We start from the raw sequence: 22,924 nt of genomic DNA on the forward strand, positions 1-22,924 counted from the left end.
AGCACCTGTTCGAGTTCTTTCGGGACGCACGCATTGACGCGTCGTTCTCCCCTCCAGGACGCCGGCGCCGCGCCTCACTCGCCGATCATGGTGCCGCCGGGATGCGCGGCGCGCCAAGCTTGCATGGAGGCTTCCCACTCGTCGCCGCTCAGTGTGGTCAGTGATGCAGGGAAAAGGCCGTCTTCCTCCTTGGCGATGTGCTCGTGCAGTTCGAAGACCGCATCGCGGACGCGGCCCTGGTCGGTCGGGTCGGAGAGGTCAACCGCGCCGAGCAGCGCTTCGAGGTCACGGTGCTCGCGCACCAGCGGGTCAATATGCTCGGCGAAAAGTTCATCACGACCCATCACTGCGAACAGGCCCTTCTCCTCTCCCTGCCAGTGAGATCGCAACTCCACGGCCATTGCACCGAGCAGCTCGGCGGCCTTGGCCAGCTCGCCGTCATCGATCGCGCGGACCGCGTCGCCCCCCAAGTTGATCGCCCGCTCGTGCTCCGCGATGTAGTCCCGGATCAGCGGCGTTTCGCGGCATCCGCAGTAGTGGCACATCAGTAACTTTTTTCGCCCACGGCTGCATCATTCCCACGCGACTCTAGGGCTACCCTCGGCCATCGCCGCGCGCTGAAGCCGGCGCCGACCCAGTCGGTTGCTCACAGCCACCGCGAATGGAAAACATCTTATTTATAGGCGGCGGCCGTCGTAACGGCCAATTCGTCGTCGACCGAGCGACGCACCAGTCGTTCCACGAACACATTGACGAACGCGCGGATGGGGGCTCCGTCGAATTGATGGTATGAACCGCGGACTTTGACTTCGAGGTCTGTCCGGGAGATCTGCTGGGTGTTGTACCGACGCTGGAGGCGTTCGACGATGTCGTCGACCTGGTCATCGGTTACCAACGCGGTCGCCGCCGGGGTGGCGGTCCCTGACGCGGTTGACGGGTGATTCGGCTGCCTTGTGGACATGTCTGTCACGGCCTTAGCTGGAGAAACTCAAGCGTGACACACGGGCCGAGCGGTTTCCGGGAGTCGACCATGAACAGTTCACGTCGTTGACCGCCGACGACAGCGGTGTCAGTCCAATCGCCTGATCAGGCAGGTGACGCCGTCCAGGCTGCTCGTTCCCGCTGGGCAGTTTCCTCGACACCGAGTGGTGCTCGGCCGGTGACCCGCCGCACGTCGTCGGTGAGTCCGGCCGCGAAGCCCATGCGAGCTGTGGTGTAGATGGTGCCGGTGACCACGGCCATGGTGCGGGGCATGCCCAGCGCTCGCCGAGCATGACGCAGGTAGCGCAGTAGTCCGGGGCGGGTGTACGTGATCGAGCGGCCGAGCACTCTCGTGAGGATGTCGGCGACCTCGGCGTAGGTCAGCGCCTCCGGTCCGGTGACCGTCCAGGCCCACCCGCGGTGGTTCTCGGGATTCAGTAGGGCCGCTGTGGCGACGGACGCGACGTCCATCGCATCGACGAACGCTGTCCGGCCGCCGCCGGCCGGGATGATGATCTGATCACGGTCGCGGATGTCCGCGACGTGGGTGGTGCTCAGGTTTTGAGTGAAGAACGATGGCCGTACGAACGTCCAGCCCAGACCGCTGGAACGCAACCAGGACTCCACCTTGGCATGTGGCACGACCCGGTTATGTTGCGCGCCCTGCAGGGACAGGAAGACCACATGCCGCAGCCCGGCTCGCCGGGCCGCGGCAACGGCCGGCAGCAGATCCCGCTTCACGTTGCTGATCGCCGGCGGTCGTAGCAGGAACATGGTCTGCACTCCGGCGAACGCCGCTTCCCAGGTGGCCGGTTCGGAGAAGCCGAACGGTACCCAGTCAGCGCTTCCGCTGGCCTCGCCCAGCGGCCGCACGCCGTCTGACTGAGCCGGCGAATGGCCGGCGGCCCGGACTTCGACACCGGTCGAAGCCAGTTGGTCAACGATGTGTCGGCCCACATTGCCGGACGCCCCAGTGACCAGAACACTACTCATATATGTACCGTACATGTGTTTTCTGGAGGGACGATGGGTCGAAACAGTAGGAACAGCGATCTCGCACGGTTCGACCAGGCTTTGTTACGGCTGCGCAGGATGTGGGACGCGCCCACCGGTATCGCCCACGAAGGGCGCGTCGTGGAGGGCTCAACCCTGCTGGTCTGCCTGGCCATCGCCGAGGCACCGGGCGAGATCGGCGTCAGCGAGGTGACCCGCGCACTCGCCGTGGCTCCTTCGACCGCAAGCCGCCTGGTCGCCCGCGCCACCCAGGCTGGGATGGTCAGTCGCGCGGTATCCGCCCGTGACCCGCGCCGGGTGTCACTGACATTGACATCCGCGGGAACGCGTCTGGTGCAGGCGTCGCGGGTCTTCCGTCAGGCCCGGCTCCAGCAGATGCTCGCCTCCTGGCCCGATGACGACGTCGCCATGTTGGCCGATCTGCTGACCCGATTCGCCGAGAGCGCAGCCGAGCCGATGGTTGGAAATTCCCACCACCCTCGCCCACCGGCCGGTCGCTAGAACTCCCTGGGACGGCGACCACCCGTGCGCTGAACGGCCCCGCGGCCTGGGCGCCGCTAATTGCGGGACAGCTCCCCGGCGAGGGATAGAGCCGGCATGGACTGCGAACGCGCGGCGTACGGTGAAAGAGTCGCCCCGGCCCCCGGTGACGGAAAGTCGGCCGCCGCCGGACGTCTACCCAGTTGGTCGAGGTTTCGATGACTATCCCTGAACCGCCAACCGTGCTTCTTCGATGAGTCTCATTCCGGGAACCGTCGGCCACGGCCCTTCAACGGACGGGCGTGGCGTCAACCCGCGCGCCAGCACCCGGCTCTATCGAAACGGCGTCTGCGTGTCGTCGGATCTCACGCTCGCTGACATCTCCGCTCACCTGACCGATCCGGCGTCGGTGGTGTGGCTCGACCTGTGCCGGCCCACCGCGGACGACTTCGCCATGGTCAACGAACAGTTCGGTCTGCACGAACTGGCGATCGAGGACGCGGGACACGAATCCCAGCGACCCAAACTCGACCGCTACGCCTCCCATCTGTTCCTCAGCGCGTACGCCGTCACCCTCGACGATGACAGCGTGACGCTGACCGCCAACGAGATCGCGGTGTTCATCACCGACAAGGCGATCATCACCGTGCGCAACGACGACCGGTTCGACCTCGCACCCGTCCTCGCCCGCTGGGACACTTCCGCCGACCTCGCCAAGCACGGCGTCTCGTTCCTGCTGTACGGCCTGCTCGACCACATCGTCGACGGCCACTTCGCCGCCGTACAGCGCCTGGATGAAGCGATCGAACAACTCGAGGAACTCCTCTTCGACGAACACCGATCCCAGATCCACGCGGTCCAGCGGCGCTCCTTCCAGCTCCGCAAGAACCTCGTCATCCTGCGGCGGATGGTGCTGCCCATGCGTGAGGTCCTCAACACTCTGCTGCGCCGCGACCTGCACACCGTCAACGAAGCGATGACGCCGTATTACCAGGACGTCTACGACCACGTCCTTCGCGCCACCGAATGGACCGAATCACTACGCGACCTGGTCGCCACCACCGCCGAGACCAACCTGACCATCCAGGCCAACCGCATGAACCTGATCATGAAAAAGGTGACCAGCTGGGCGGCGATCATCGCCGTGCCCACCGCGATCACCGGATTCTACGGCCAGAACCTGCCCTACCCAGGCAACGGAACCCACTGGGGCGTCCTGGTCTCCACCGCCCTCATCGCCGTGATGTCCACCCTGCTCTATGCCGTCTTCAAACACCGAGATTGGCTGTAAGCATTTGAATCAGCGACAGAAGTTCGGCTGAGCGTCACCTGGAAATGGCGCTCGCAATTCAGTGCCAACGCCGTAGCCTTGGACATCTCGCCCCACCCGAACTGCCCCGTGGACTCCCACGCAACCACCCCCGGCCTGAATCTGAAGTCCTCGCCGTGACCGGCCGGCTGCGCCGGCGCCTGCCCGACATGCTCGTCGTCAACGACATGGACCGGTTCCACCTCGTTATGGACGTCATCAACCGGGTACCCGGCCTTGGCCGCAAAGCCGCCGTACTACGCCAACAGACGGTCGACAACGCGCCGAGCACCGCACCTACGTGCGGCGAACCGGCGAGGACCTGCCCGAGATCCGCGACTAGACCTGGCCGCACACGCCGTGACCGGCCCCAAACATCGGACGTTTCAGAAAGGAACTCAGCATGAGCTCCGAGGCTTCCACCCGTGCCGCCGACACCCGCGCCGAGGCCAGGGCGCTATCCGCTGCCGCTACCACGGCGGGGTACGCCCCGTCGATCCACAACACTCAGCCGTGGCGCTGGAGCGTCAGCGGCGACGAACTCGACCTCTACCTCGATCACAGCCGGGCACTCGACGTCACTGACCCCGACTCCCGGCTCGCCATCGTCAGCTGCGGGGCCGCGCTGAATCACGCTCTCGTGAGCCTCACCGCCGACGGCTGGGACGCCGTCATCGCAAGGATGCCGAACCCGGACCACCCCGACCATCTCGCGCGGCTGCGTGTCGACCGGCGGATTCCGGTCAGTCTCGAAGCGCGACGGCGCCGGCAGACCGTCGAGCTGCGGCACACCGACCGGCGGCCCATCGTCGGCACTCCCATCGACGCCGACAAGTTGGACGCCATCGTGGCTGCCGTGGAATCCGCCGGCGCGGGCCTGCATCTGCTGCACCCCGACCAGGTGTACGACCTGGCGAGCGCCGCCGACCAGGCCCAGCGCGCCGAGGCCGAGGACCTCGCCTGGCAGAAAGAGGTCACCTACTGGACCGGCGGCACCCGGCCGCTGAGCAGCGGCATCCCGGACGCCGCCATCCCGGACGAAGTCACGCGGACGACCGTGCCGGGCCGCGACTTCGGCTACCTCGGCCAACTGCCCGTCTCCGGGGAGCACGAAGATGCTGCCGCCTTCGCGATCCTCTACGGGCCGGAAGACGGCGAGGCGGACTGGCTCCGCGCCGGTGAAGCACTGTCGGCCGCCTGGCTCACCGCCATCGAACTCGGCCTGTCGGTCCTGCCGCTGAGCGCGACCATCGAGGTGGCCGTGACCCGTGAACGCATGCGCGGTCTGCTCTCCGGCCTCGGCCGGCCGCATCTGGTGCTGCGTTTCACCACCGGCGACCCGGCATCCACCGCCGCCCCGCACACACCGCGGCTCCCTGAGGCCCAAGTCATCGAACGGTTCTGAGTCAGGGGCGCGAAGCTTTCACCACGCGGTCACCGGGTGTGACTACGCGGTCAGGTGGTCGGCCGATGACATCAGGAGCCACCTGCGTTGCTCTTCCCGCTGTGCGCGGCGTAGCGGTCTGCCTCAGCGGCCGCTTCCAGGTAGTCCACTGATCGTGCAGGATCATGCTCGGCCAACCCTCCGGTAGGCCAGCGCCAATTGGTTCTCGGCAACGGCGATGTTGCCAGCCAGAACGGAGATGTCCTGCTGCCACCGCAACACCTGCGTGACAAGCTCTGCGATGCCGGATCCGCCACCGCCGTCGATGCCAGGGGCTGTACAGGAATCCTGCCGTACGTAAGGCGCACTGGATTTCGGGCGGCCAGCGCCGATGGCGCTGTCCGCCACCCGATTCACGGTCATCTGCGGCACCTTTTCGGACCAGCCCTCGCATGTCCTGTTCAGGGCGCCATCGAGCATGGTTCTACCTCTCCAGCCTTAATCCGGTGGTCACGCTCCGATGCTCGCCACGGCAGATGATCAGGACGACGAGGTCAGCGCTCATACGGGCGTGGACATCGATCCAGGACGGGCACTCACCGAGCAGCGAAGAGTCAGCTACCCGGGGTCCCGAGCAACCTTATTGCCACTAAGCCACGCATGCCGGGCCAGCCGTTTGTGGTCAGCGATGTCAGCACATCGCCGGACGAAGGGTCCATCGTCGCGGCGAACGCCCCATCCGATCGGGCGCGGGCGGCCCACCTCCGACTCGCGTGGGAGGAGATCTACTGCGGCGGCGACGGGGGTAGAGTAGGAGTAGCTGCTCGAGACCCTGGTGGCGTGTAGTAGCTGGCCCGGGCGCGTCGACGTTCCTCGCAGCCGCGAAGATCGCTGCGCCCTTATCGCAAGTGGTCCCCGGAACCTGACATGTAGCTTCGGCCGCGGCGGGCCTTCTTACGCATCTGTCCTGTCGCTTGACGCCATTGCTACGGTCCGGCCGCTGCGCTTCTCCTCTTACCAGGACGAATCCACTATCGCGTCCGCGCAGGTGGCGCTTCGAGGCCAGCACCACTACGCCACGGCAGGATGAGGTGTCGTTCGACAATGACCGCAACCCATGATCACCACATACCGCCGTGCCCACAGCTACGGCAGCAGGAGGATCCCCGGCCCAGTCCGGCCGGTGGCGACCGTGCTGTCAGAGCCCCCGACTGGCACCTGGCCTCTGCTGAACCGATCACGGCGGTTCGGCCCGACTGGCACATCCACCCGGCCTTCACCGCGTATCCGGTGTCGCGATGATCATGGACCGGAAAATGCGTCTCTGGAGCGTGGTTGTCGAACTCGCCCACGGTCGCACCGCCACCATCGACAATGTCGTAGCAGCAATGCTCACCCTCGCCGGGATCGACGCCGCCGCCATCGTGGTGACCCTCACCACCACCCCTCGCGAAACGCTGTACACCAGCGACGGGCTGGCCGATGCGCTGGAAGACCTCGCCTTGACCATCGGCGAGGGACCCAGCACCGAGGCCATCGCCAACGGGCCGTCGTTGATCGCCGACCTGGACGACGCGCAATTTCTCACCCGCTGGCCTGCCTTCGCCCCAGCGGCGATTCGCTGCGGCATCCACGCGGTCTTCGCCCTACCGCTGCGCGTCGGCGGGGTCCGGCTCGGAGTCATGGACCTGTACCGACGAGCCCCGGGGCTCTGGAGGGCGAGCCGCTGGCAGACGCATTGATGTTGACGGAGCTGGCATGCGCCCTGCTGCTGGACATCGACCCCGACGCACCGCCGGGCATGGACGGCCTTCCGGAGCGGACCGCACTGCAACATCCCGCGGTCCACCAGGCAACCGGAATGATGAGCGTGCAGCTCGGGGTGAGTGCCGCCGTGGCCCTGGTCAGGCTCCGCGCCTACGCCTTCACCACCGACCGGGCTTTGCACGACGTTGCCGGCGACGTCGTCACCCGAATGCTGCGATTCGACCGCGACGAGAGCATCGATTGATTTCACCGATCGGGGGTAACCGCGCTCTGCCCACGGCCGGCCGACCGCCTGCGACCCTGCTCACCGCGGCCAACCGATTGGACTACTGCGTGACGAGGTGACGACGTGATCGAAACCCACTTGGCGGATGTCTTCGTAGAATTGTCCGACACGCTTGTCGACGACTTTTATGTGGTCGACTTCCTGCACAGCCTCACCGAACGCTGCGTGAAGTTCCTGGACGTCTCCGCCGCGGGGCTGCTCCTCGCCGAGGGTCAAGGCGCTCTGCAGCTGGTTGCCGCCTCGTCGGAGCGGACCCGGCTGCTGGGGCTGTTCCAGCTGCAGGCCGACCAAGGCCCGTGCCTTGACTGCTACCACACCGGAACACCGGTATCGGTCCCCGACCTACCCCACGACGGCCGATGGCCCCGATTCACCGCGGCCGCCGCGGGAGTGGGGTTCGCGGCCGTTCACGCGCTCCCGATGCGGCACGGGACCAACATCATCGGCGCCCTCAGCCTTTTCGACACCACACCCGGCGTACTCGCTCCGGACAAGGTACGCATCGGGCAAGCGATGGCCGATGTCGCCACGATAGGGCTTTTGCAGCAACGCGCCATCCATGACAGCAGTGTCCTCACCCAGCAACTACAGAACGCACTCAACAGCCGCATCTTGATCGAACAGGCCAAAGGCGTACTCGCCGAACGACTCCAGATCAGCATGGAAGACGCCTTCACCACCATGCGCAACGCAGCGCGCAACCATAACCAGCGTCTGGCCACACTCGCCGAAACGATCATCAGCGGATCGGACGTGGCCACCTCTCCCTTCCTGGCCCCTCCGCATGAAACGCCCGCTCCACCACTGTGACCGGGACCGAAGGCTGCCGCACACCCGCAAGTCACTGTCGGCCGGGGTGCCGCCGTCGAGACGACAACAGCAGCGCTGCACCGGCCATACCCGACGACGACGCGCTCCGAGACGGCATCCGCCCACCCACATGCCCTTGATCAACCGGAAATTGGCGGCCACGTAGGAAGACAGCGAAATCGCCGATGATGGGGACAATCTGCGCACTACCAGCCGTTGACGGTGAACGCAGCCCGTCGGCACTCAGCGGGTAGCCGGGCGAGCACGGGTCACTGGTGCGGGTTTACCCGGTTCCGGCGCTGAGTTCAGCGACGTCGTGCAGCGTCACGTCACGGTCGACGTGCGCGGGCGGCGGCGCCGACGCGGTGCTGCCCAAACCCTGGACACCGCAACAGCTGCTGGCCGCGGCGGCCGCGCTCATGGCACAGAAGGTGGGCTGAAGGTGACTCGACTGGCAACGGGCGTGCCCGGACTCGACGTGGTGCTCGGCGGCGGGTTGGAGCCCGGTTCGGTCACGGTGCTGGCCGGCGCGCCGGGGACCGGCAAGACGATCCTGGCCCAGCAGATGTGCTTCGCCGACGCCACACCCCAGCGCCGGTCGGTGAATTACACGACCCTGTCCGAACCGCACACCAAGTTGGTCCGGCATCTGGCCCCGTTCGGCTTCTTCGCTCCCCAGGTGCTGGGCTCGCGGGTGGAGTATCTGCACCTAGGTGATCTGATCCGTCAGGATCAGGCCGGCCGGATGAGGTCGCTGGTCGACGAGGTGGCGAGTAAGGCGCTGGACGAGAATCCCGTCCTGGTGGTCATCGACAGTGCGAAGGCGTTGCGGGACTTCACCGAGGACCGCGAGCTGCGGATGGTGTTCTACGACCTGATCAGCAGGGTCGCCCACACCGAATCGGCGCTGCTGCTGCTCGGCGAGTACACCCAGGAGGAAATGGCGTCCGGGGTCGAGTTCGCCTTGGCCGACGCCATCATCCACCTCGCCTACGAGCCCCGCGAACCGATCGACCGGCGCTGGCTGCGGGTAGTGAAGATGCGCGGTACCCACCACCTGGAAGGCAAACACACCTTCCGCATCGGCCCCGGCGGGTTGGAGGTCTTCCCCCGCATCGAAACTCTCTCCACCGGTCCGGCGACCGAGGTCACGGGCCGGATCCGCAGCGGCATCACCGGGCTCGACGAGCTCATGGGCGGCGGGATCGGCACCGCCGAGGCCACCGTCATGCTGGGGCCGTCCGGAGCCGGCAAGACCATCTGCGGCCTGCGGTTCGTCGCCGAAGGCATCGCTCAGGACGAACGCTGCCTCTACGTCACCTTCCAGGACACGGCCGAACAGCTCGTCAAGATGGCAGCAGGTTTCAGTTGGGATCTCAGCACCGCCACCGAGAGCGGGAAGCTGGTGGTTCACCATGTGCCGCTCGGCGAACTGGACCTGGACCTGCTCGCCGCCCGCATCCGTCAGGACCTGGCCGGCGGGTCGATCCGCCGGGTGGTGATCGACAGCCTCGCGGAGATGGTTTTCGCCGCCCGCGAATCCGACCGGTTCCCCGCCTACGCCCGCAGCCTGACCGGGATCATCCGTGCCGCCGGCGCCACCCTGCTCGTCACCAGCGAAACCACCATCCTGGGCCCCAGTCCCGAGCCCGTCGGTGGAGTGTCGTTCCTGTTCCACAACGTGATCCTGCTGCGCTACATCGAGATGACCTACATCACCGGCCGCACGTTGAGCGTCGTCAAAATGCGCAACAGCACCACAGTAAGAACGTCTTCGCCTTCACGATCGACGCGGACGGCGTGACCGTCGGGCATTCCTTGGAAGGAGTCTCCGGAGTGCTGGGCTGGAGCGTGCTGCGGACTCCCCCCGTCACTTCATAACTTGAGCGGGCGGGTGGCGAGTGTGCCGCGGTCACGACGCCGTCGGCGACGGTCCATAGATCCTTATCGCGACAGGACCACCTTGAGCGCCCCGCTGCTGATGGGATCGGCGAACACGTCGTACGCCTCGGTGCACTGGTCCAGACCGAACCGATGGGTGATCATCCGCTCGATATCAATTTGCCCGGCGACGAGCATGCCGAGCAGTTTCGGTGTGGAGTACGTATCGACCAGGCCGGTGGTGATGGTGATGTTGCGGATCCACAGGTCTTCCAGGTGCAGGGTGGCTGGCTTTCCGTGTACGCCGACGTTGGCGATGTGCCCGCCCGCGCGTACGAGCGTGGTGCAGAGTTCGAAGGTTTGCGGGGACCCGACCGCTTCCATCACCACGTCGGCGCCGAGCCCTCCGGTCAGGGCCCGCACCGCGGTGAGCGGGTCCTCCGCACCGGCCCGCACGATGGTGTCGGCACCGAACGTCTTCGCCGCCTGCAGCCGGCTGTCGGCCTTGTCGATCACGACGATGTGCGCGGGTGAAAAGAGCCGTGCGGTGATGACGGCGGCGAGCCCGATCGGGCCGGCCCCCACCACCACGACGGTGTCGCCGGGCTGGACCCGGCCGTTGAGCACGCCGACCTCGTAAGAGGTGGGCAGGATGTCGGCGAGCAGCACCGCCGCCTCGTCGCTCACCTGCTCCGGCAGCTTGTAGGTGGACTGGTCGGCGAACGGGATCCGGCCGTACTCGGCCTGCACGCCGTCGACCGTGTGGCCGAGAATCCAGCCACCGCCGCCGAGGCATTGCCCGTAGCTTCCCTCGCGGCAGAACCGGCAGATGCCGCACGCCGAGATGCACGAGGCCAGCACCCGGTCGCCCGCGGTGATCCCGCTTACGCCGCTGCCGGTCTCGACAACGGTGCCTACCGCCTCGTGGCCGAGGACCCGGCCGACCGCCACCTCGGGCACATCACCGCCGAGGATGTGCAGGTCGGTGCCGCAGATCGTGACGGCATCAACCTGGATCACCACGTCCCGTGGCTCCTGAATGACCGGAGCGGGGATTTCCGTCCACGATCTGACTCCCGGTCCGCCGTACACCAGTCCTTTCACGGCGACCCTCCTGACGTAGATGGCTCCAGGTAAACAATTGTCCTCCACCGACTGGGGTCGGCAGGGACGTTCAGCCCGACGGGGTGAGCCGGGCGCGGGTCTACCAACGTGGGAAAGGGCCCCAAGAACGAAGGTCCGGCTCGTCGTGGCCGGCGAGGTGGCGGTACGGCTGGGCGCCGGTCCGGTCGGACGCATCGAAGTGGTGTTCTGCGCCGTTAACGGCACCATGGTGCCGTTCTCTGCCGGTGCCCGAGCCAGCGATGAGCGTATGCTACAGAAGGCACAGGAATCCATGTCGGTCGGCGCGACCGGGCTGATCTTCGGCCGTAACGTGCGCAACGAGTCGCTGCGGTTCGTCGCCCCACCTGCGGCAGGTCCTCGAGAGGTGTCCGATGCCGTAAGGAGGCTGCCATGAATGCACTCGTCGTCTACGAATCGATGTTCGGCAACACGGAGGCGATCGCCCGCGCCGTCGCCGAAGGCTTGGGAATCGGCTTCGAGGTCACCGTCGCCGACGTACGCGCCATGCCGGTGGTCGGCGACACGGATCTGCTCGTGGTCGGCGCTCCGGCGCACGCATTCGGCGTGGGCCCCTACCGGACCCGCGTGGTCGCGACTTGGCACGGCATGGCCAAGGTCCGTGTTCGCGAGGTCGGGCTCCGCGAGTATCTCGGCTGTTCGCCCTGGCTGCCGCAGGTGCGGGCGGCGGCGTTTGACACCAACTTGTACAAGCCTTCCTTGCCCGGGTCCGCCGCCCGGATGGCGGACCGGCGGTTACGGGTGCTGGGTTGCACCATGGTGGCTGCCGCGGAGTCCTTTCATCTGGCGGGCATCAAGGGACCCCTTGTCGACGGCGAGTTGGATCGGGCCCGCCGGTGGGCCGGCACGCTGGCCGGCACCATGCGCCCTGTGCTGCCTCTGTGATGAGGGTGGGGTAGACCGGCCCTGCGATGTCGTCCCGACATGCTGGTACGGCATGCCCGCACCTCTGTGCCGTCATCACCCGGCCCGATCCCCCACGCTGACATCGGTGCGCTATATCAGCCTTGAACTCCGGCGTGATTCGCGGTGCGGCGCGGCCGTTTCCAGGCCAGATGCTGGACCAGCAGGGTCAGCACTCCCCCGAGGACGATCGAGGCGAGGTTGACGGCCAGTTGCACCGCTGATCCGTACGCCTCGTTACTCACCCCGTAGGCGACGGCGACGGCGGCGTTGGCCGCGGCGGGCACCGTGGTGACCGAGATCAGCACACCGACCAGGGTGCCGGCCTTGGCAGAGGTCAGCGACAGGATGCCGGCGATGCCGCCGAGGAACCCGATCACCCAGGACAGGGCGTCGGGTCGCCAGATGAATTCGGTCAGCGGCCGGTCGGCCAGCAGCATCGACTTGTCCACCAGCCCGGCGGCGGTGAGCAGCCACACCGCGATGACGGTGACGAGCATGCCGATCGGAAAGCCGACCACCAGCGCCACCGTGGACCGGCGGACCAGCGCGAACTTGCGTTGCACCAGACCGACGCAGAGTGCGGCGAGGGGCCCGAACTCGGGGCCGACCACCATCGACCCGACGATGAGGATGGGCTGGTCCAGCAGGACCCCGACAGCGGCGATCACCGTGGCCACGCTCATGAAGGTCAGGAACGAGGCCGACAGGGCCGTCTCCTCGCCGGTCTGCTGCTCGATCTCGTTCCACACCACCGCATCGACGCCGAGCCCTGGAGTGTGGCGGGCGGCCCGGTCCGCGGAGGCGGACATCGTGGCGTCGACGTTCTCGACGATGATGGCACCGTCGCGGTCGACGCCCAGACCACGCAGGCAGTCGAGCACGTGACTGGCACCCTCCCGGACGACATCGCACTCCACCACGTCACCTGCCGGGGACTTCGCCGCGCCGGGGTGCACGACGAGGTGGGTGACGGCGCCGTCGTCCGCCAGTAGTTGCTGCACGCGTGCGCTCACCAATGGCGGCGCGATGACCCGAAGATGCAGCATGGACGGCCCCTCACGATCTTCACAGCTCGGGAGAGTCTACGGCCGCCTCCCGCGATACGGGCTGACCGCGGCGCCGGGCGGCCATGGTCAAGCCGGCGTGCCATCCAGGTGCGCGGCCGCGGGCGGGTGGGCCGATGGTTTCCATCCGGTGGCCGCTGCCGGACAGGAGCCAGGCGGTCAGTGAGTTGGAATTCCACATCTCGCCGGTACGGGCTTCGTCACGGCCCCAGACAAGTGCGGGGACGAGCGGCGTCAGGCGTAACACCTCACGTGCCCGGGCGGCGTCCGCGCTGACGATATGCGGGCCGGCAACGGCTTCGGCCACGTCGGGGATGGTGCCGTCGCGCCAGCGCCTGATCTCGTACCGGAACGCCGGCGAGTGTCGGAGCAGCCGCGAACCTACGGGGCCCTCGACTACGACGCCGCGGTCGGCTGTGCCGCCACCGAGTACCGGGGTCATCTCGATGACGAAGCGTTGCGCGCCCAGGCGTACCTGAAGTGCGGAGTGGTAGAGGTCGCGGACCGGTCGGCGCTGGTGACGTGCTTGGAGGTGTTCGAAGATGCGCCCGCCGGTCGCATCAATCCACCCCTCCACCGGCCCCGCTCGCGACCCGGATCCGGCCCCTTCGTGCGACTTCGTCCTCCCGGGCGGTCCGCATGCGGGTCGGTGCTCGGTCAGGAGATCAGCTTGTTCGGATCAGCGAGCATGTCCTGGGCGGCATCGGTCAGCTTTCGGTTGGTGCGTCGGGCGTACCCGCGCAGCGCCGTGAACGCCTCGTCGACGGACAGGCCGTGTGCCTGCGCGACAGCGCCCTTGGCCTGCTCGATGACGATCCGGCTGTTCAGGGCGCCCTGCAACTGTTCGGTGAGCACCTCGCCACGCCGGATCGCGCGTTCCTGCAACAGCCCGATCACGGCCACATCGGTGAGCGCCTGCACGACCTGCACGTCCGCTTCGTCGAAGGTGCCGCCGAGCGTGTTGCCGAAGACGTTCAGCGCGCCGATGGCCTCGCGGCGCACGCGCATCGGAAACGCGTGCACCGAGCCGAAACCGGCGGCGAGGGCGTGCCGGGTGAAGGCTGGCCAGCGCTCCCCCGAACCCTGGAGATCTTCGTTGAGTACCGGCTTCCCGGTGCGGAACGCGTCGAAGCAGGGGCCTTCTCTGTCCTGCACCTGGAAGATCTCCAGGATCCGGGCCCGCTCGTCGGACGCGGCCATGAACTGCAACCGGCCGTCCCGGTCGGCCAGCAGCAGACCAACCGCGGACGCGCCGACCAGGTCTGCGGTGCGCACCGCGAGCATGTGCAGGAAGTCCAGCAGATCGAAGTCGTCCACCAACGTGTCGGCGACCTCGACGAAGATCTTCGAAAGCCGTTCGGCGGATACCGTGCTCATTGATACCTCCCAGGCATCCGATAACTTGTCACGCTATTCGCTCAGTCCTGGTCGAACCGCACGTTACCCGCGATGACGTCGCGAGCGACATCGATCAAACGACGATTCTCCGCGTATTTGTGCGCCCGGATCCGGGCCATCGCCTCGGCAAGCGTCCCGCCGATCTGGATCATCGCCATGCCCTGGGCCTGAAACAGTACGACCGGCCCGGCCATCGACTCGCCGCTCGACAGCTCGTCACCGCCCTGCCCCTGACCGTCGGACAGCATCGTGACCGCCCATGGCAGCTGACGCGGCCATGCGGCACCGCCGCTTGAGCCTCACACCACCTCCGCTTCTGTGGCCCCGGGGGTGGGCCATTGCCGTGCGTCCAGGTCGTGGTCGGCATGCAATCTGCAATCAGTGTCGGTAATATTCTTTTCGTGGCTTTTGCCGATACGCGACCGAACGAGCCGGGCCGACAATGTACGGGCGGCGGCGGCCGCCCAGAGCCGGTCGGGATGACTCTGGGGTCGGGGCCTACGTTGCCGCAGGCCGCAGCCGATCATCTGGTGACGCTGGTGGCGCAGGCCGCGCAAGCACCCACCGCGACGGTTCACCTGCTGGACGGTGAACAGTTACGGCTCGTCGGCGCGTACGGTCTGCCATCACACCGGATGAATTCTGCCTCGGTCCCCGTGTCGTCGACCCTGGACGGCCTGGTGATCTCGCGGGGAGTCCCCGTGGTCATCAGCGACGTCCTCGCTGATGACCGGGTACCGGCGACGACGCCGGCATGTGCGGCGGGTGAACGCGCTTACCTGGGCTATCCGATCCGCGACGGTGCGGTCGCGGGAGTGTGCGCGGCGCTGGACTACCAGCCGCGGCGGTGGCAGCCGGAGCACCTCACCGTGGTGGGCCAAGGGGCACAGGCGTGCACCGCGCTCGTGGGCGAACAACACTCCGCCGCACGGGCCGATGATGTGCAAAGGCTGCTGGCCGCCCTGCTCGACAACTTGCGGACCGGTGTAGCCGCGTGCGACGCCGCCGGGTGGCTGATCTTCTCGAACAAGGCGAATCAGGACCTCAACGGCGAGTTGCCCGACCACATCGACCTGCGGGCATGGACCCGGCAGCAGCTGGCCCAGACCCCTGCCGCGACGCTGCCTCCCGCCGTAGGGCCGCTCCAACGGGCGCTCGCCGGCGAGCGCCTGCATGAAGCGGAGATCACGGTCGAACGGCGGCAGCAGCGACCTTCGATGCTGCTCGCCGACGCACAGCCCATCACCAACGCCGACAGTGAATCGCTGGGCGCCGTGGTCACATTGCAGGACGTGACCCAACGGCACACCGCAACCGTGTTGAAGGACTGCGAGCTGACGATCCGGCGCCTGCTGTCCGGCTCCGACACCAGCCCCGGCGACGAACTCCTGCGCGAAGTCATCGCCACCATCGGGCGGATACTCGACTGGGCGGCCACCGAATTCTGGACCATCGACGAGGTCGGCAACGTCCTGCACCGGCATCTGTGGTGGACCGATAAGCGCAAACTGCTGCCGCCCGGCCTACCGGACCGGCTCGACCACGGCCAAGGCATGCCCGGCAGAGCCTGGCAGACCTCCGAAGCGGTCTGGGCCACGGACCTGCACACCGACGCCGACGCCCGTGCACAGTCTCTCGACTGGGGTCTGCTGCGCTCGGCGGTGACCGTGCCGGTGCCCATCGGATCGGTCACCCGGGGCGTGCTGGCCTGCTACAGCGCTTACACCGAACACCGCGACGATGTTCGCACCGCCGTCATGACCGGCATCGCCGCCCACATCGGGCAGTTCGTCGAACGCCGCCGCGGCTGGGACCTGACCACCGAACTCGGCCACAGCCGCGACGAATACATCGCCCTGGTCGGCCACGAGATCCGCACACCGCTGACCAGCATCCTGTCGTACACCGCCCTGATGATCGACGACCCCGACCTGCCGGCCGCCGACCGGGTCGAGATGCTGCAGGTGATGAACCGCAACACCGGCCGCCTCCAGATCATCATCGACAAACTCCTCGACATCGCCGGCCTGCAGTCCGGCCACGTAACCGTCGAATCCCGACGCACGGACCTGAGCGCCATCGTGCAGACCGCCGCCGCCACCATCCGCACCCGTTTCGCCGACAACGACGTCACCTTCGACATCGACGTACCCGACGAAGCCATCCTGTGGGGCGACGAGCGCCGGCTCATCCAGGTCGTGGGCGAGCTACTCACCAACGCCGCCGACTCGGCCGACGACGGCAGCCACATCACCGCGACCGTCACCACCGACGGACCCGCCACCCAGCTCACCGTGTCCAACACCGGGCAGGTCATTCCCAGCGCCGAACGCGAACGACTCTTCCAACGCTTCTTCCGCACCCAGGGCGCCATCACCAACGCCGTCCCCGGAACGGGGCTGGGACTGTCACTGGCCCGCACCATCATCGAACAACACGGCGGAACGATCACCGCCACCACCGACCACGACCCACCCGGCACCACGATCACCGTCCGGCTCCCCAACGACCGGCCCGCAGCAAGACCACCGGAGCAGTCGCGGGTAACGACAACCGACGTCACACACGACGCGACTCGGCATCGATAACGCCCGGTAGTCGATGCGAGTGCCGAAGACCAGGCCGTCCGCCGCTTGCTGCGAAACCTGATCGACGGCCCAGGCGCCGACGGGCAAACGCACCGCACCGGGTTCTGAGACGTCGTGCAGCGTCACGTCCCGGTCGAGTGCACAGGCGCCGACGCTGGGACGCCGTCACCCCACCAGCGTGACGGAGGACCCCGACGCGGCTTCGCCGATGCGGTCTCCGGTCGGCGCGCCACCCGCTGCCCGGCAGCGGCCAGCGACGTCGGCGCCGGGCGAAGCCACTCTGGCTTTCGACGCCTCACCTCGTCTGCTCGCCCCGACTGCTGTAGTAAGAGGTACCTATGATGAGCGACCCCGGGCGTATCGACAGGTTTCAGCGTGAACATGCCTGGGCGAGCTTCCCACTGGCGGTGCTGTACAAATTCTTCGACGACGAGGGCAACTACCTCGCCGCCCTGATCGCCTACTACGCGTTCGTCTCGATGTTCCCCTTGCTGCTGCTCTCCACGACGATCCTGGGGTACGTCCTGTCAGGCAACCCGGACCTGCAGCACCGCATCCTCACCTCCGCGTTGAGTGAATTCCCGATCGTCGGCAGTCAGTTGCAGGAGCCGTCCCGGATCGGCGGCGGTACGATCGGTCTGGTCATCGGCGTTCTCGGAGCGCTCTATGGCGGCCTCGGGGTGGCTCAGGCCGTGCAATACGCGATGAACACGACCTGGCGGATCCCACGCAACAATCGACCCAACCCGATCAAAGCCCGCGGTCGCAGCGTGCTCCTGCTAGGCACAGCCGGGCTGGCCGCCATCGGGACCACCACGCTTTCCGCCTTCGGCAGCGGCAGCGCTGGATCGCTCAGCGGCGTACTGAAGATCCTCCTGCTCGTAGCGGCGGTCCTCATCAACGCGATGATTTTCGTCTTCGCGTTCCGGCTCGCGACCGCCCGGCACCTAGCAGTGATGGACGTCGCACCCGGCGCGATCGGCGCCGCGGTGGTCTGGCAGTTGCTGCAGACCTTCGGAGTGGCCTACGTCGAGCATGTGGTCAAGGGCGCCAGCGCCACCAACGGCGTTTTCGCATTGGTACTCGGCCTACTCGCCTTCTTCTACATCAGCGCGGTCGCGGTAGTCCTATGCGCCGAGATCAACGTCGTCCGCGTCGAGCGGCTCTATCCCCGCGCACTGCTCACCCCGTTCACCAACAACGTCGAACTCACCAGCGGCGACACCCGCGCCTACACCGACCAAGCCGTCTCCCAACGCAGCAAAGGCTTCGAAAACATCGACGTCACCTTCACCAAGCCCACACCCACTGGCGAGAACCACAACCACCCGGTCGCCGAAGCGGAGGAACTTCAACCTGTTGATGCGCCGCCACCCACGAGCCGCCCAGCCCGGCCCACCGAGCACAAACGACCAGATCCACCGTGGCAGAAGTAGACCGGCCAACACAACAACGCCCGATCGAGAGCCGTGCGAGGAATCGGGTCCCCGAAGAACCGACGGATATGGCGAAGCTGTGCTGTTGCAGACATGACGTCCGAACGTAAGCAGCTCGACTAAACAGGTAACACCGTGGCGCCCACCTGGACCGGGTGGATGGAATGGCCCTCATGGCCTTGGACTGTCCAGGACTAGCGGTATTTTGTCGTCTTTATGGCGGTAGGTAGAGGTTGAGGGCGTGGCCTCTTCCGACGGCGTTGAGTAGCTGCTGGAGTTCGCGGGGTGGCGGTCTGTCGGTCCAGGCTGTCCAGCAGCGGTGCAGTAGCAGCCAGGGGGTGAGCCAGGCGCGGACGGCGCGTAGCGCTTTCGGCCAGCTGGGTTGCTCAGTGGTGGGGCCGGGGTCGGTGCCCCCTCTCTCCGGAGCCGTCGGGGACAGGTTCCGGGGGAGTCGCGATGTTGTCGCTGGTGGATGGCGGGTCGAACCAGGTGTCCCAGCAGAACGAGAAGGCGCAGTTGACGAGGGTTTGATGCCGACGGATCGCGGTCGCGGAGCGGACTTGGAAGTCGGCCCAGCCCAGTTCGTCTTTGACCTGCTTGTAGCTTTGCTCGATCCAGTGCCGGATCCCGTAGAGCCGCGCGACCTCGGTCAGGTCTGCCGGCTCGTGGACGGCATTGGGAGTGTCGTGGGGGCCGCTGGGTCGGGGCAGGTTCGTGGCCAGGTACCAGGTGGCCTTGTCCGGCAGGGATTCCGGGTCGGTGGTGGCGATCACGAGGCGGGTATGCCCGTCGGGTCCCCACCAGCCGAGGCTGGCGTCGGTGGCCCACCAGGTCTCGGTGTGCCCGTCGCGGAAGGTTCGCGTGACCGGGTGCCAGCCGCCGGGATCGTCCGGGCCGGCCCAGGGCACCGCGCGGGCGGCGTCGCGCGGTGTGTATGCCTCGGCGCCGTATTGCCAGGTGCCTCTCGACGGCTTGAGTGCCATGACGAACCCCAGCCCGCTCTGCCGCAGCACACCACGCAGGTCGTCGTGCTCGCCGTAGAAGCTGTCTGCCACCACCGCTCGGCACATCACGCCCGCTGCTTGCGCTGCGGCGATCAGATCGGCGGCGATCTGCAACTTGGTCCGGAACCCGGGATCGGCCTGCTTCCGAGGGAAATGCGACGCTGGGGTGTACGCCTCGGCGTGCAACGGGTAGTAGACGCGTTCGTCGGCCCAGACGGTAGTCACGGTGACGATGCCGTTGTCGGTCTTGCCGTACCGGCCCAGCCACTGCCGCCCGACGTGCGCCGTCGCGGAGCCGTCCTTACGGTCGCCGGAGTCGTCGATCGCGATCACCCCGCGGGTGTGCGGCGCGGTCGCCGGATCGTTCACCAGCAGCTCGAGACGCCGCTGGTTGATCTCGTCCGCGTCCCATGTGGACTGCGACAGGAAGTACTGCAACCGCTGCACCGCAGCATGCTGTGCCCCCACGACCGGCTCGGACCCGGCCAGACCCGTCAAGGTCTTGTTCCGGTCGCGGGGAGCGAGCAGTCCGGTCAGATATTCACGGAACCCGCGCCGCTGGGCCAGCCGGGAGAACAACTCGTCGAAACACGCCGCGTAGTCTTCCAACGGACCCGCAGCCGGCGGACACACCACACGAGCCACCCAGCACTCCAACGCTCGACAAACCAGTTGCCGAACGCAACGCCAGACACCGCGGAAAGGTTACGAAGCCGACAAACCACCGCTAGTGTCCTGAGTCGTTAATTCGTTGGCAGTAGCGCGCGATGGATTCGAGGATCTGGTCGGCGGTTTTGGTCCAGACGTAGGGGCGTGGGTCGTCGTTCCAGGTCTCGATCCAGGCGCGGATGTCGGTGTTCAGGGCGCGGACGCTGCGGTGGGTGCTGCGCTGGAGTTTCTTGGTGGTCAGTTCGCTGAACCAGCGTTCGACGAGTTTGAGCCAGGAGCTGCTGGTGGGGGTGAAATGCAGGACGAAGCGGGGATGGGCCAGCAGCCATCGGCGGATCGTCGGTGTCTTGTGGGTGGAGGCATTGTCGAGCACGACGTGCACGGTGAGGTCGGCGGGGACTTCGCGGTCGAGTGTGACGAGGAACTTCTTGAACTCGATGGCCCGGTGCCGGGCGTGCAGTGAGCTGATCACCTTGCCGGTGGCCAGGTTCAGTGCGGCGTACAGGCTCGACGTGCCGGCCCGTACGTAGTCGTGGGTGGCGCGGGCCGGGGTGCCGGGCAGCATCGGCAGCACGGGGGCGGTGCGGTCGAGGGCCTGGATCTGGGACTTCTCGTCCACGCACAGCACCACGGCGCGTTCCGGTGGGTTCAGGTATAGGCCGACGACGTCGCGGACCTTGTCGATGAAGAAGGGGTCTTTCGACAGTTTCCAGGTGTCCTGGCGGTGTGGTTGCAGTCCGAACGCCCGCCAGATCCGTGACACCGCGGTCTGGCTCAGCCCGACCTCGGCGGCCAGTGATCGTGTCGACCAGTGCGTGGCGTCCTTCGGCGTCGTTTCCAGGGTCGTGGTGATCACCCGTTCCACGTCGGTATCCGCGATCGTGCGGGGCCGGCCCGGCCGTGGCTCGTCGGTCAATCCGTCGAGACGGTCGGCCGCGAACCGGTTGCGCCATTTACGAACGGTGTCGTCGGTGATCCCCAATTCGTTCGCGATCGCCGCGTTGGTCAGACCCTCCGCTGCGGACAGCACGATCCGACACCGCATCGCCAGTCCACTGGCGGTCTTCCTCCGCCGCGCCCACGCCAGCAACTGCGACCGTTCGGCCTCGGACAACACGACGACAGCAGCAACCCGACCCGGCATGACCGAAGCCTACCCACTACCGACGAATTAACGACTCAGGACACTAGCGGTGGTTTGTCGGCTTCGTAACCTTTCCGCGGTGTCTGGCGTTGCGTTCGGCAACTGGTTTGTCGAGCGTTGGAGTGCTGGGTGGCTCGTGTGGTGTGTCCGCCGGCTGCGGGTCCGTTGGAAGACTACGCGGCGTGTTTCGACGAGTTGTTCTCCCGGCTGGCCCAGCGGCGCGGGTTCCGTGAATATCTGACCGGACTGCTCGCTCCCCGCGACCGGAACAAGACCTTGACGGGTCTGGCCGGGTCCGAGCCGGTCGTGGGGGCACAGCATGCTGCGGTGCAGCGGTTGCAGTACTTCCTGTCGCAGTCCACATGGGACGCGGACGAGATCAACCAGCGGCGTCTCGAGCTGCTGGTGAACGATCCGGCGACCGCGCCGCACACCCGCGGGGTGATCGCGATCGACGACTCCGGCGACCGTAAGGACGGCTCCGCGACGGCGCACGTCGGGCGGCAGTGGCTGGGCCGGTACGGCAAGACCGACAACGGCATCGTCACCGTGACTACCGTCTGGGCCGACGAACGCGTCTACTACCCGTTGCACGCCGAGGCGTACACCCCAGCGTCGCATTTCCCTCGGAAGCAGGCCGATCCCGGGTTCCGGACCAAGTTGCAGATCGCCGCCGATCTGATCGCCGCAGCGCAAGCAGCGGGCGTGATGTGCCGAGCGGTGGTGGCAGACAGCTTCTACGGCGAGCACGACGACCTGCGTGGTGTGCTGCGGCAGAGCGGGCTGGGGTTCGTCATGGCACTCAAGCCGTCGAGAGGCACCTGGCAATACGGCGCCGAGGCATACACACCGCGCGACGCCGCCCGCGCGGTGCCCTGGGCCGGCCCGGACGATCCCGGCGGCTGGCACCCGGTCACGCGAACCTTCCGCGACGGGCACACCGAGACCTGGTGGGCCACCGACGCCAGCCTCGGCTGGTGGGGACCCGACGGGCATACCCGCCTCGTGATCGCCACCACCGACCCGGAATCCCTGCCGGACAAGGCCACCTGGTACCTGGCCACGAACCTGCCCCGACCCAGCGGCCCCCACGACACTCCCAATGCCGTCCACGAGCCGGCAGACCTGACCGAGGTCGCGCGGCTCTACGGGATCCGGCACTGGATCGAGCAAAGCTACAAGCAGGTCAAAGACGAACTGGGCTGGGCCGACTTCCAAGTCCGCTCCGCGACCGCGATCCGTCGGCATCAAACCCTCGTCAACTGCGCCTTCTCGTTCTGCTGGGACACCTGGTTCGACCCGCCATCCACCAGCGACAACATCGCGACTCCCCGGAACCTGTCCCCGACGGCTCCGGAGAGAGGGGGCACCGACCCCGGCCCCACCACTGAGCAACCCAGCTGGCCGAAAGCGCTACGCGCCGTCCGCGCCTGGCTCACCCCCTGGCTGCTACTGCACCGCTGCTGGACAGCCTGGACCGACAGACCGCCACCCCGCGAACTCCAGCAGCTACTCAACGCCGTCGGAAGAGGCCACGCCCTCAACCTCTACCTACCGCCATAAAGACGACAAAATACCGCTAGTAGTACTTTGTCATGATCTTCGCCGTCGGCTCTGTTTCCGTTGCGGGAAGCGAGTTTGGCAGGTCGGACAGGTACCG

The 22,924-nt window shown here is 67.0% G+C and carries 25 protein-coding genes; 14 read left to right on the forward strand and 11 right to left on the reverse strand.

Annotated features, from left to right (window positions below):
- Positions 1–74: 74 nt before the first annotated feature.
- From ACQPZW_RS31595 to ACQPZW_RS31605, 3 genes are all read right to left on the reverse strand, one after another.
- Positions 75–545, reverse strand: a complete 471-nt coding sequence (locus ACQPZW_RS31595; RefSeq protein ID WP_433789677.1) for a hemerythrin domain-containing protein — start codon at positions 543–545, stop codon at positions 75–77.
- A gap of 128 nt (positions 546–673) precedes the next feature.
- The gene (locus tag ACQPZW_RS31600; protein ID WP_433789678.1) at positions 674–961 is read right to left on the reverse strand and encodes a three-helix bundle dimerization domain-containing protein; all 288 of its coding nucleotides are present in this window, start codon (positions 959–961) and stop codon (positions 674–676) included.
- A gap of 125 nt (positions 962–1,086) precedes the next feature.
- On the reverse strand, positions 1,087–1,974 hold the full coding sequence (locus ACQPZW_RS31605; RefSeq protein ID WP_433789679.1) for an NmrA family NAD(P)-binding protein: 888 nt from the start codon (positions 1,972–1,974) through the stop codon (positions 1,087–1,089).
- 33 nt (positions 1,975–2,007) lie between these two features.
- On the opposite strand from ACQPZW_RS31605, the gene ACQPZW_RS31610 reads away from it, so the two are divergent.
- The 4 genes from ACQPZW_RS31610 to ACQPZW_RS31625 all read left to right on the forward strand — a co-directional run bounded on the left by ACQPZW_RS31610 (position 2,008) and on the right by ACQPZW_RS31625 (position 5,189).
- The gene (locus ACQPZW_RS31610) at positions 2,008–2,496 is read left to right on the forward strand and encodes a MarR family winged helix-turn-helix transcriptional regulator (RefSeq protein ID WP_433789680.1); all 489 of its coding nucleotides are present in this window, start codon (positions 2,008–2,010) and stop codon (positions 2,494–2,496) included.
- Positions 2,497–2,728: 232 nt separating this feature from the next.
- Positions 2,729–3,766: a magnesium transporter CorA family protein gene (locus ACQPZW_RS31615; protein ID WP_433789681.1), complete on the forward strand. Its 1,038-nt coding sequence runs from the start codon at positions 2,729–2,731 to the stop codon at positions 3,764–3,766.
- 227 nt (positions 3,767–3,993) lie between these two features.
- Positions 3,994–4,191, forward strand: a complete 198-nt coding sequence (locus ACQPZW_RS31620; RefSeq protein WP_433797669.1) for a hypothetical protein — start codon at positions 3,994–3,996, stop codon at positions 4,189–4,191.
- Positions 4,188–5,189, forward strand: coding sequence for an Acg family FMN-binding oxidoreductase (locus ACQPZW_RS31625; RefSeq protein WP_433789682.1), 1,002 nt, complete (start codon positions 4,188–4,190; stop codon positions 5,187–5,189). The genes ACQPZW_RS31620 and ACQPZW_RS31625 overlap by 4 nt, the downstream gene beginning before the upstream one ends.
- A gap of 162 nt (positions 5,190–5,351) precedes the next feature.
- Here the strand turns inward: ACQPZW_RS31625 and ACQPZW_RS31630 are convergent, their stop codons facing one another.
- Positions 5,352–5,648 carry a hypothetical protein gene (locus ACQPZW_RS31630; protein ID WP_433789683.1) on the reverse strand — a complete coding sequence of 99 codons (297 nt, stop codon included), beginning with the start codon at positions 5,646–5,648 and terminating at the stop codon, positions 5,352–5,354.
- 818 nt (positions 5,649–6,466) lie between these two features.
- Here ACQPZW_RS31630 and ACQPZW_RS31635 point away from each other — a divergent pair.
- From ACQPZW_RS31635 to ACQPZW_RS31655, 5 genes are all read left to right on the forward strand, one after another.
- Positions 6,467–6,910, forward strand: a complete 444-nt coding sequence (locus ACQPZW_RS31635) for a GAF domain-containing protein (RefSeq protein ID WP_433789684.1) — start codon at positions 6,467–6,469, stop codon at positions 6,908–6,910.
- On the forward strand, positions 6,910–7,179 hold the full coding sequence (locus ACQPZW_RS31640) for an ANTAR domain-containing protein (protein ID WP_433789685.1): 270 nt from the start codon (positions 6,910–6,912) through the stop codon (positions 7,177–7,179). The genes ACQPZW_RS31635 and ACQPZW_RS31640 overlap by 1 nt, the downstream gene beginning before the upstream one ends.
- A 105-nt stretch (positions 7,180–7,284) precedes the next feature.
- A complete protein-coding gene (locus ACQPZW_RS31645; protein WP_433789686.1) occupies positions 7,285–8,031 on the forward strand; it encodes a GAF and ANTAR domain-containing protein in 747 nt (248 codons plus the stop codon).
- 275 nt (positions 8,032–8,306) lie between these two features.
- Positions 8,307–8,471, forward strand: a complete 165-nt coding sequence (locus ACQPZW_RS31650) for a hypothetical protein (RefSeq protein ID WP_433789687.1) — start codon at positions 8,307–8,309, stop codon at positions 8,469–8,471.
- A gap of 2 nt (positions 8,472–8,473) precedes the next feature.
- Positions 8,474–9,835, forward strand: coding sequence for an RAD55 family ATPase (locus ACQPZW_RS31655; protein ID WP_433789688.1), 1,362 nt, complete (start codon positions 8,474–8,476; stop codon positions 9,833–9,835).
- A 140-nt stretch (positions 9,836–9,975) separates the two neighbouring features.
- On the opposite strand, the gene ACQPZW_RS31660 is transcribed toward ACQPZW_RS31655, so the two are convergent.
- Entirely contained in the window at positions 9,976–11,064 is a 1,089-nt protein-coding gene (locus tag ACQPZW_RS31660; protein WP_433789689.1) for a zinc-binding dehydrogenase, read from the reverse strand.
- Positions 11,065–11,161: 97 nt separating this feature from the next.
- On the opposite strand from ACQPZW_RS31660, the gene ACQPZW_RS31665 reads away from it, so the two are divergent.
- On the forward strand, positions 11,162–11,431 hold the full coding sequence (locus tag ACQPZW_RS31665; RefSeq protein WP_433789690.1) for a hypothetical protein: 270 nt from the start codon (positions 11,162–11,164) through the stop codon (positions 11,429–11,431).
- Entirely contained in the window at positions 11,428–11,940 is a 513-nt protein-coding gene (locus tag ACQPZW_RS31670) for a flavodoxin family protein (protein WP_433789691.1), read from the forward strand. Before ACQPZW_RS31665 ends, ACQPZW_RS31670 begins: the two co-directional genes overlap by 4 nt.
- Before the next feature lie 116 nt (positions 11,941–12,056).
- Here ACQPZW_RS31670 and ACQPZW_RS31675 read toward each other — a convergent pair whose 3' ends face one another.
- From ACQPZW_RS31675 to ACQPZW_RS31690, 4 genes are all read right to left on the reverse strand, one after another.
- Positions 12,057–13,007 (reverse strand): DUF389 domain-containing protein, encoded by a 951-nt coding sequence (locus ACQPZW_RS31675; RefSeq protein ID WP_433789692.1) that lies wholly within the window; start codon positions 13,005–13,007, stop codon positions 12,057–12,059.
- Positions 13,008–13,026: 19 nt separating this feature from the next.
- On the reverse strand, positions 13,027–13,602 hold the full coding sequence (locus ACQPZW_RS31680) for a hypothetical protein (protein ID WP_433789693.1): 576 nt from the start codon (positions 13,600–13,602) through the stop codon (positions 13,027–13,029).
- Positions 13,603–13,682: 80 nt separating this feature from the next.
- Entirely contained in the window at positions 13,683–14,402 is a 720-nt protein-coding gene (locus ACQPZW_RS31685; protein WP_433789694.1) for a GAF and ANTAR domain-containing protein, read from the reverse strand.
- 41 nt (positions 14,403–14,443) lie between these two features.
- Complete coding sequence (locus ACQPZW_RS31690) at positions 14,444–14,671, reverse strand: ANTAR domain-containing protein (RefSeq protein WP_433789695.1); 228 nt, start codon at positions 14,669–14,671, stop codon at positions 14,444–14,446.
- A gap of 117 nt (positions 14,672–14,788) precedes the next feature.
- Here ACQPZW_RS31690 and ACQPZW_RS31695 point away from each other — a divergent pair, with 117 nt between their 5' ends.
- Together ACQPZW_RS31695 and ACQPZW_RS31700 are read left to right on the forward strand one after the other, a co-directional pair.
- On the forward strand, positions 14,789–17,011 hold the full coding sequence (locus ACQPZW_RS31695) for an ATP-binding protein (RefSeq protein WP_433789696.1): 2,223 nt from the start codon (positions 14,789–14,791) through the stop codon (positions 17,009–17,011).
- A gap of 338 nt (positions 17,012–17,349) precedes the next feature.
- The gene (locus ACQPZW_RS31700) at positions 17,350–18,447 is read left to right on the forward strand and encodes a YihY/virulence factor BrkB family protein (protein WP_433789697.1); all 1,098 of its coding nucleotides are present in this window, start codon (positions 17,350–17,352) and stop codon (positions 18,445–18,447) included.
- Positions 18,448–18,833: 386 nt separating this feature from the next.
- Here ACQPZW_RS31700 and ACQPZW_RS31705 read toward each other — a convergent pair whose 3' ends face one another.
- Complete coding sequence (locus ACQPZW_RS31705; protein WP_433789470.1) at positions 18,834–20,060, reverse strand: IS701 family transposase; 1,227 nt, start codon at positions 20,058–20,060, stop codon at positions 18,834–18,836.
- Between the two features lie 118 nt (positions 20,061–20,178).
- The gene (locus ACQPZW_RS31710; protein ID WP_433789698.1) at positions 20,179–21,264 is read right to left on the reverse strand and encodes an IS630 family transposase; all 1,086 of its coding nucleotides are present in this window, start codon (positions 21,262–21,264) and stop codon (positions 20,179–20,181) included.
- 165 nt (positions 21,265–21,429) lie between these two features.
- On the opposite strand from ACQPZW_RS31710, the gene ACQPZW_RS31715 reads away from it, so the two are divergent.
- Positions 21,430–22,827: an IS701 family transposase gene (locus tag ACQPZW_RS31715; protein WP_433789699.1), complete on the forward strand. Its 1,398-nt coding sequence runs from the start codon at positions 21,430–21,432 to the stop codon at positions 22,825–22,827.
- The last annotated feature ends 97 nt before the right edge of the window (positions 22,828–22,924 follow it).

Source organism: Actinoplanes sp. CA-252034, assembly GCF_050956125.1.
GTDB lineage: Bacteria > Actinomycetota > Actinomycetes > Mycobacteriales > Micromonosporaceae > Actinoplanes.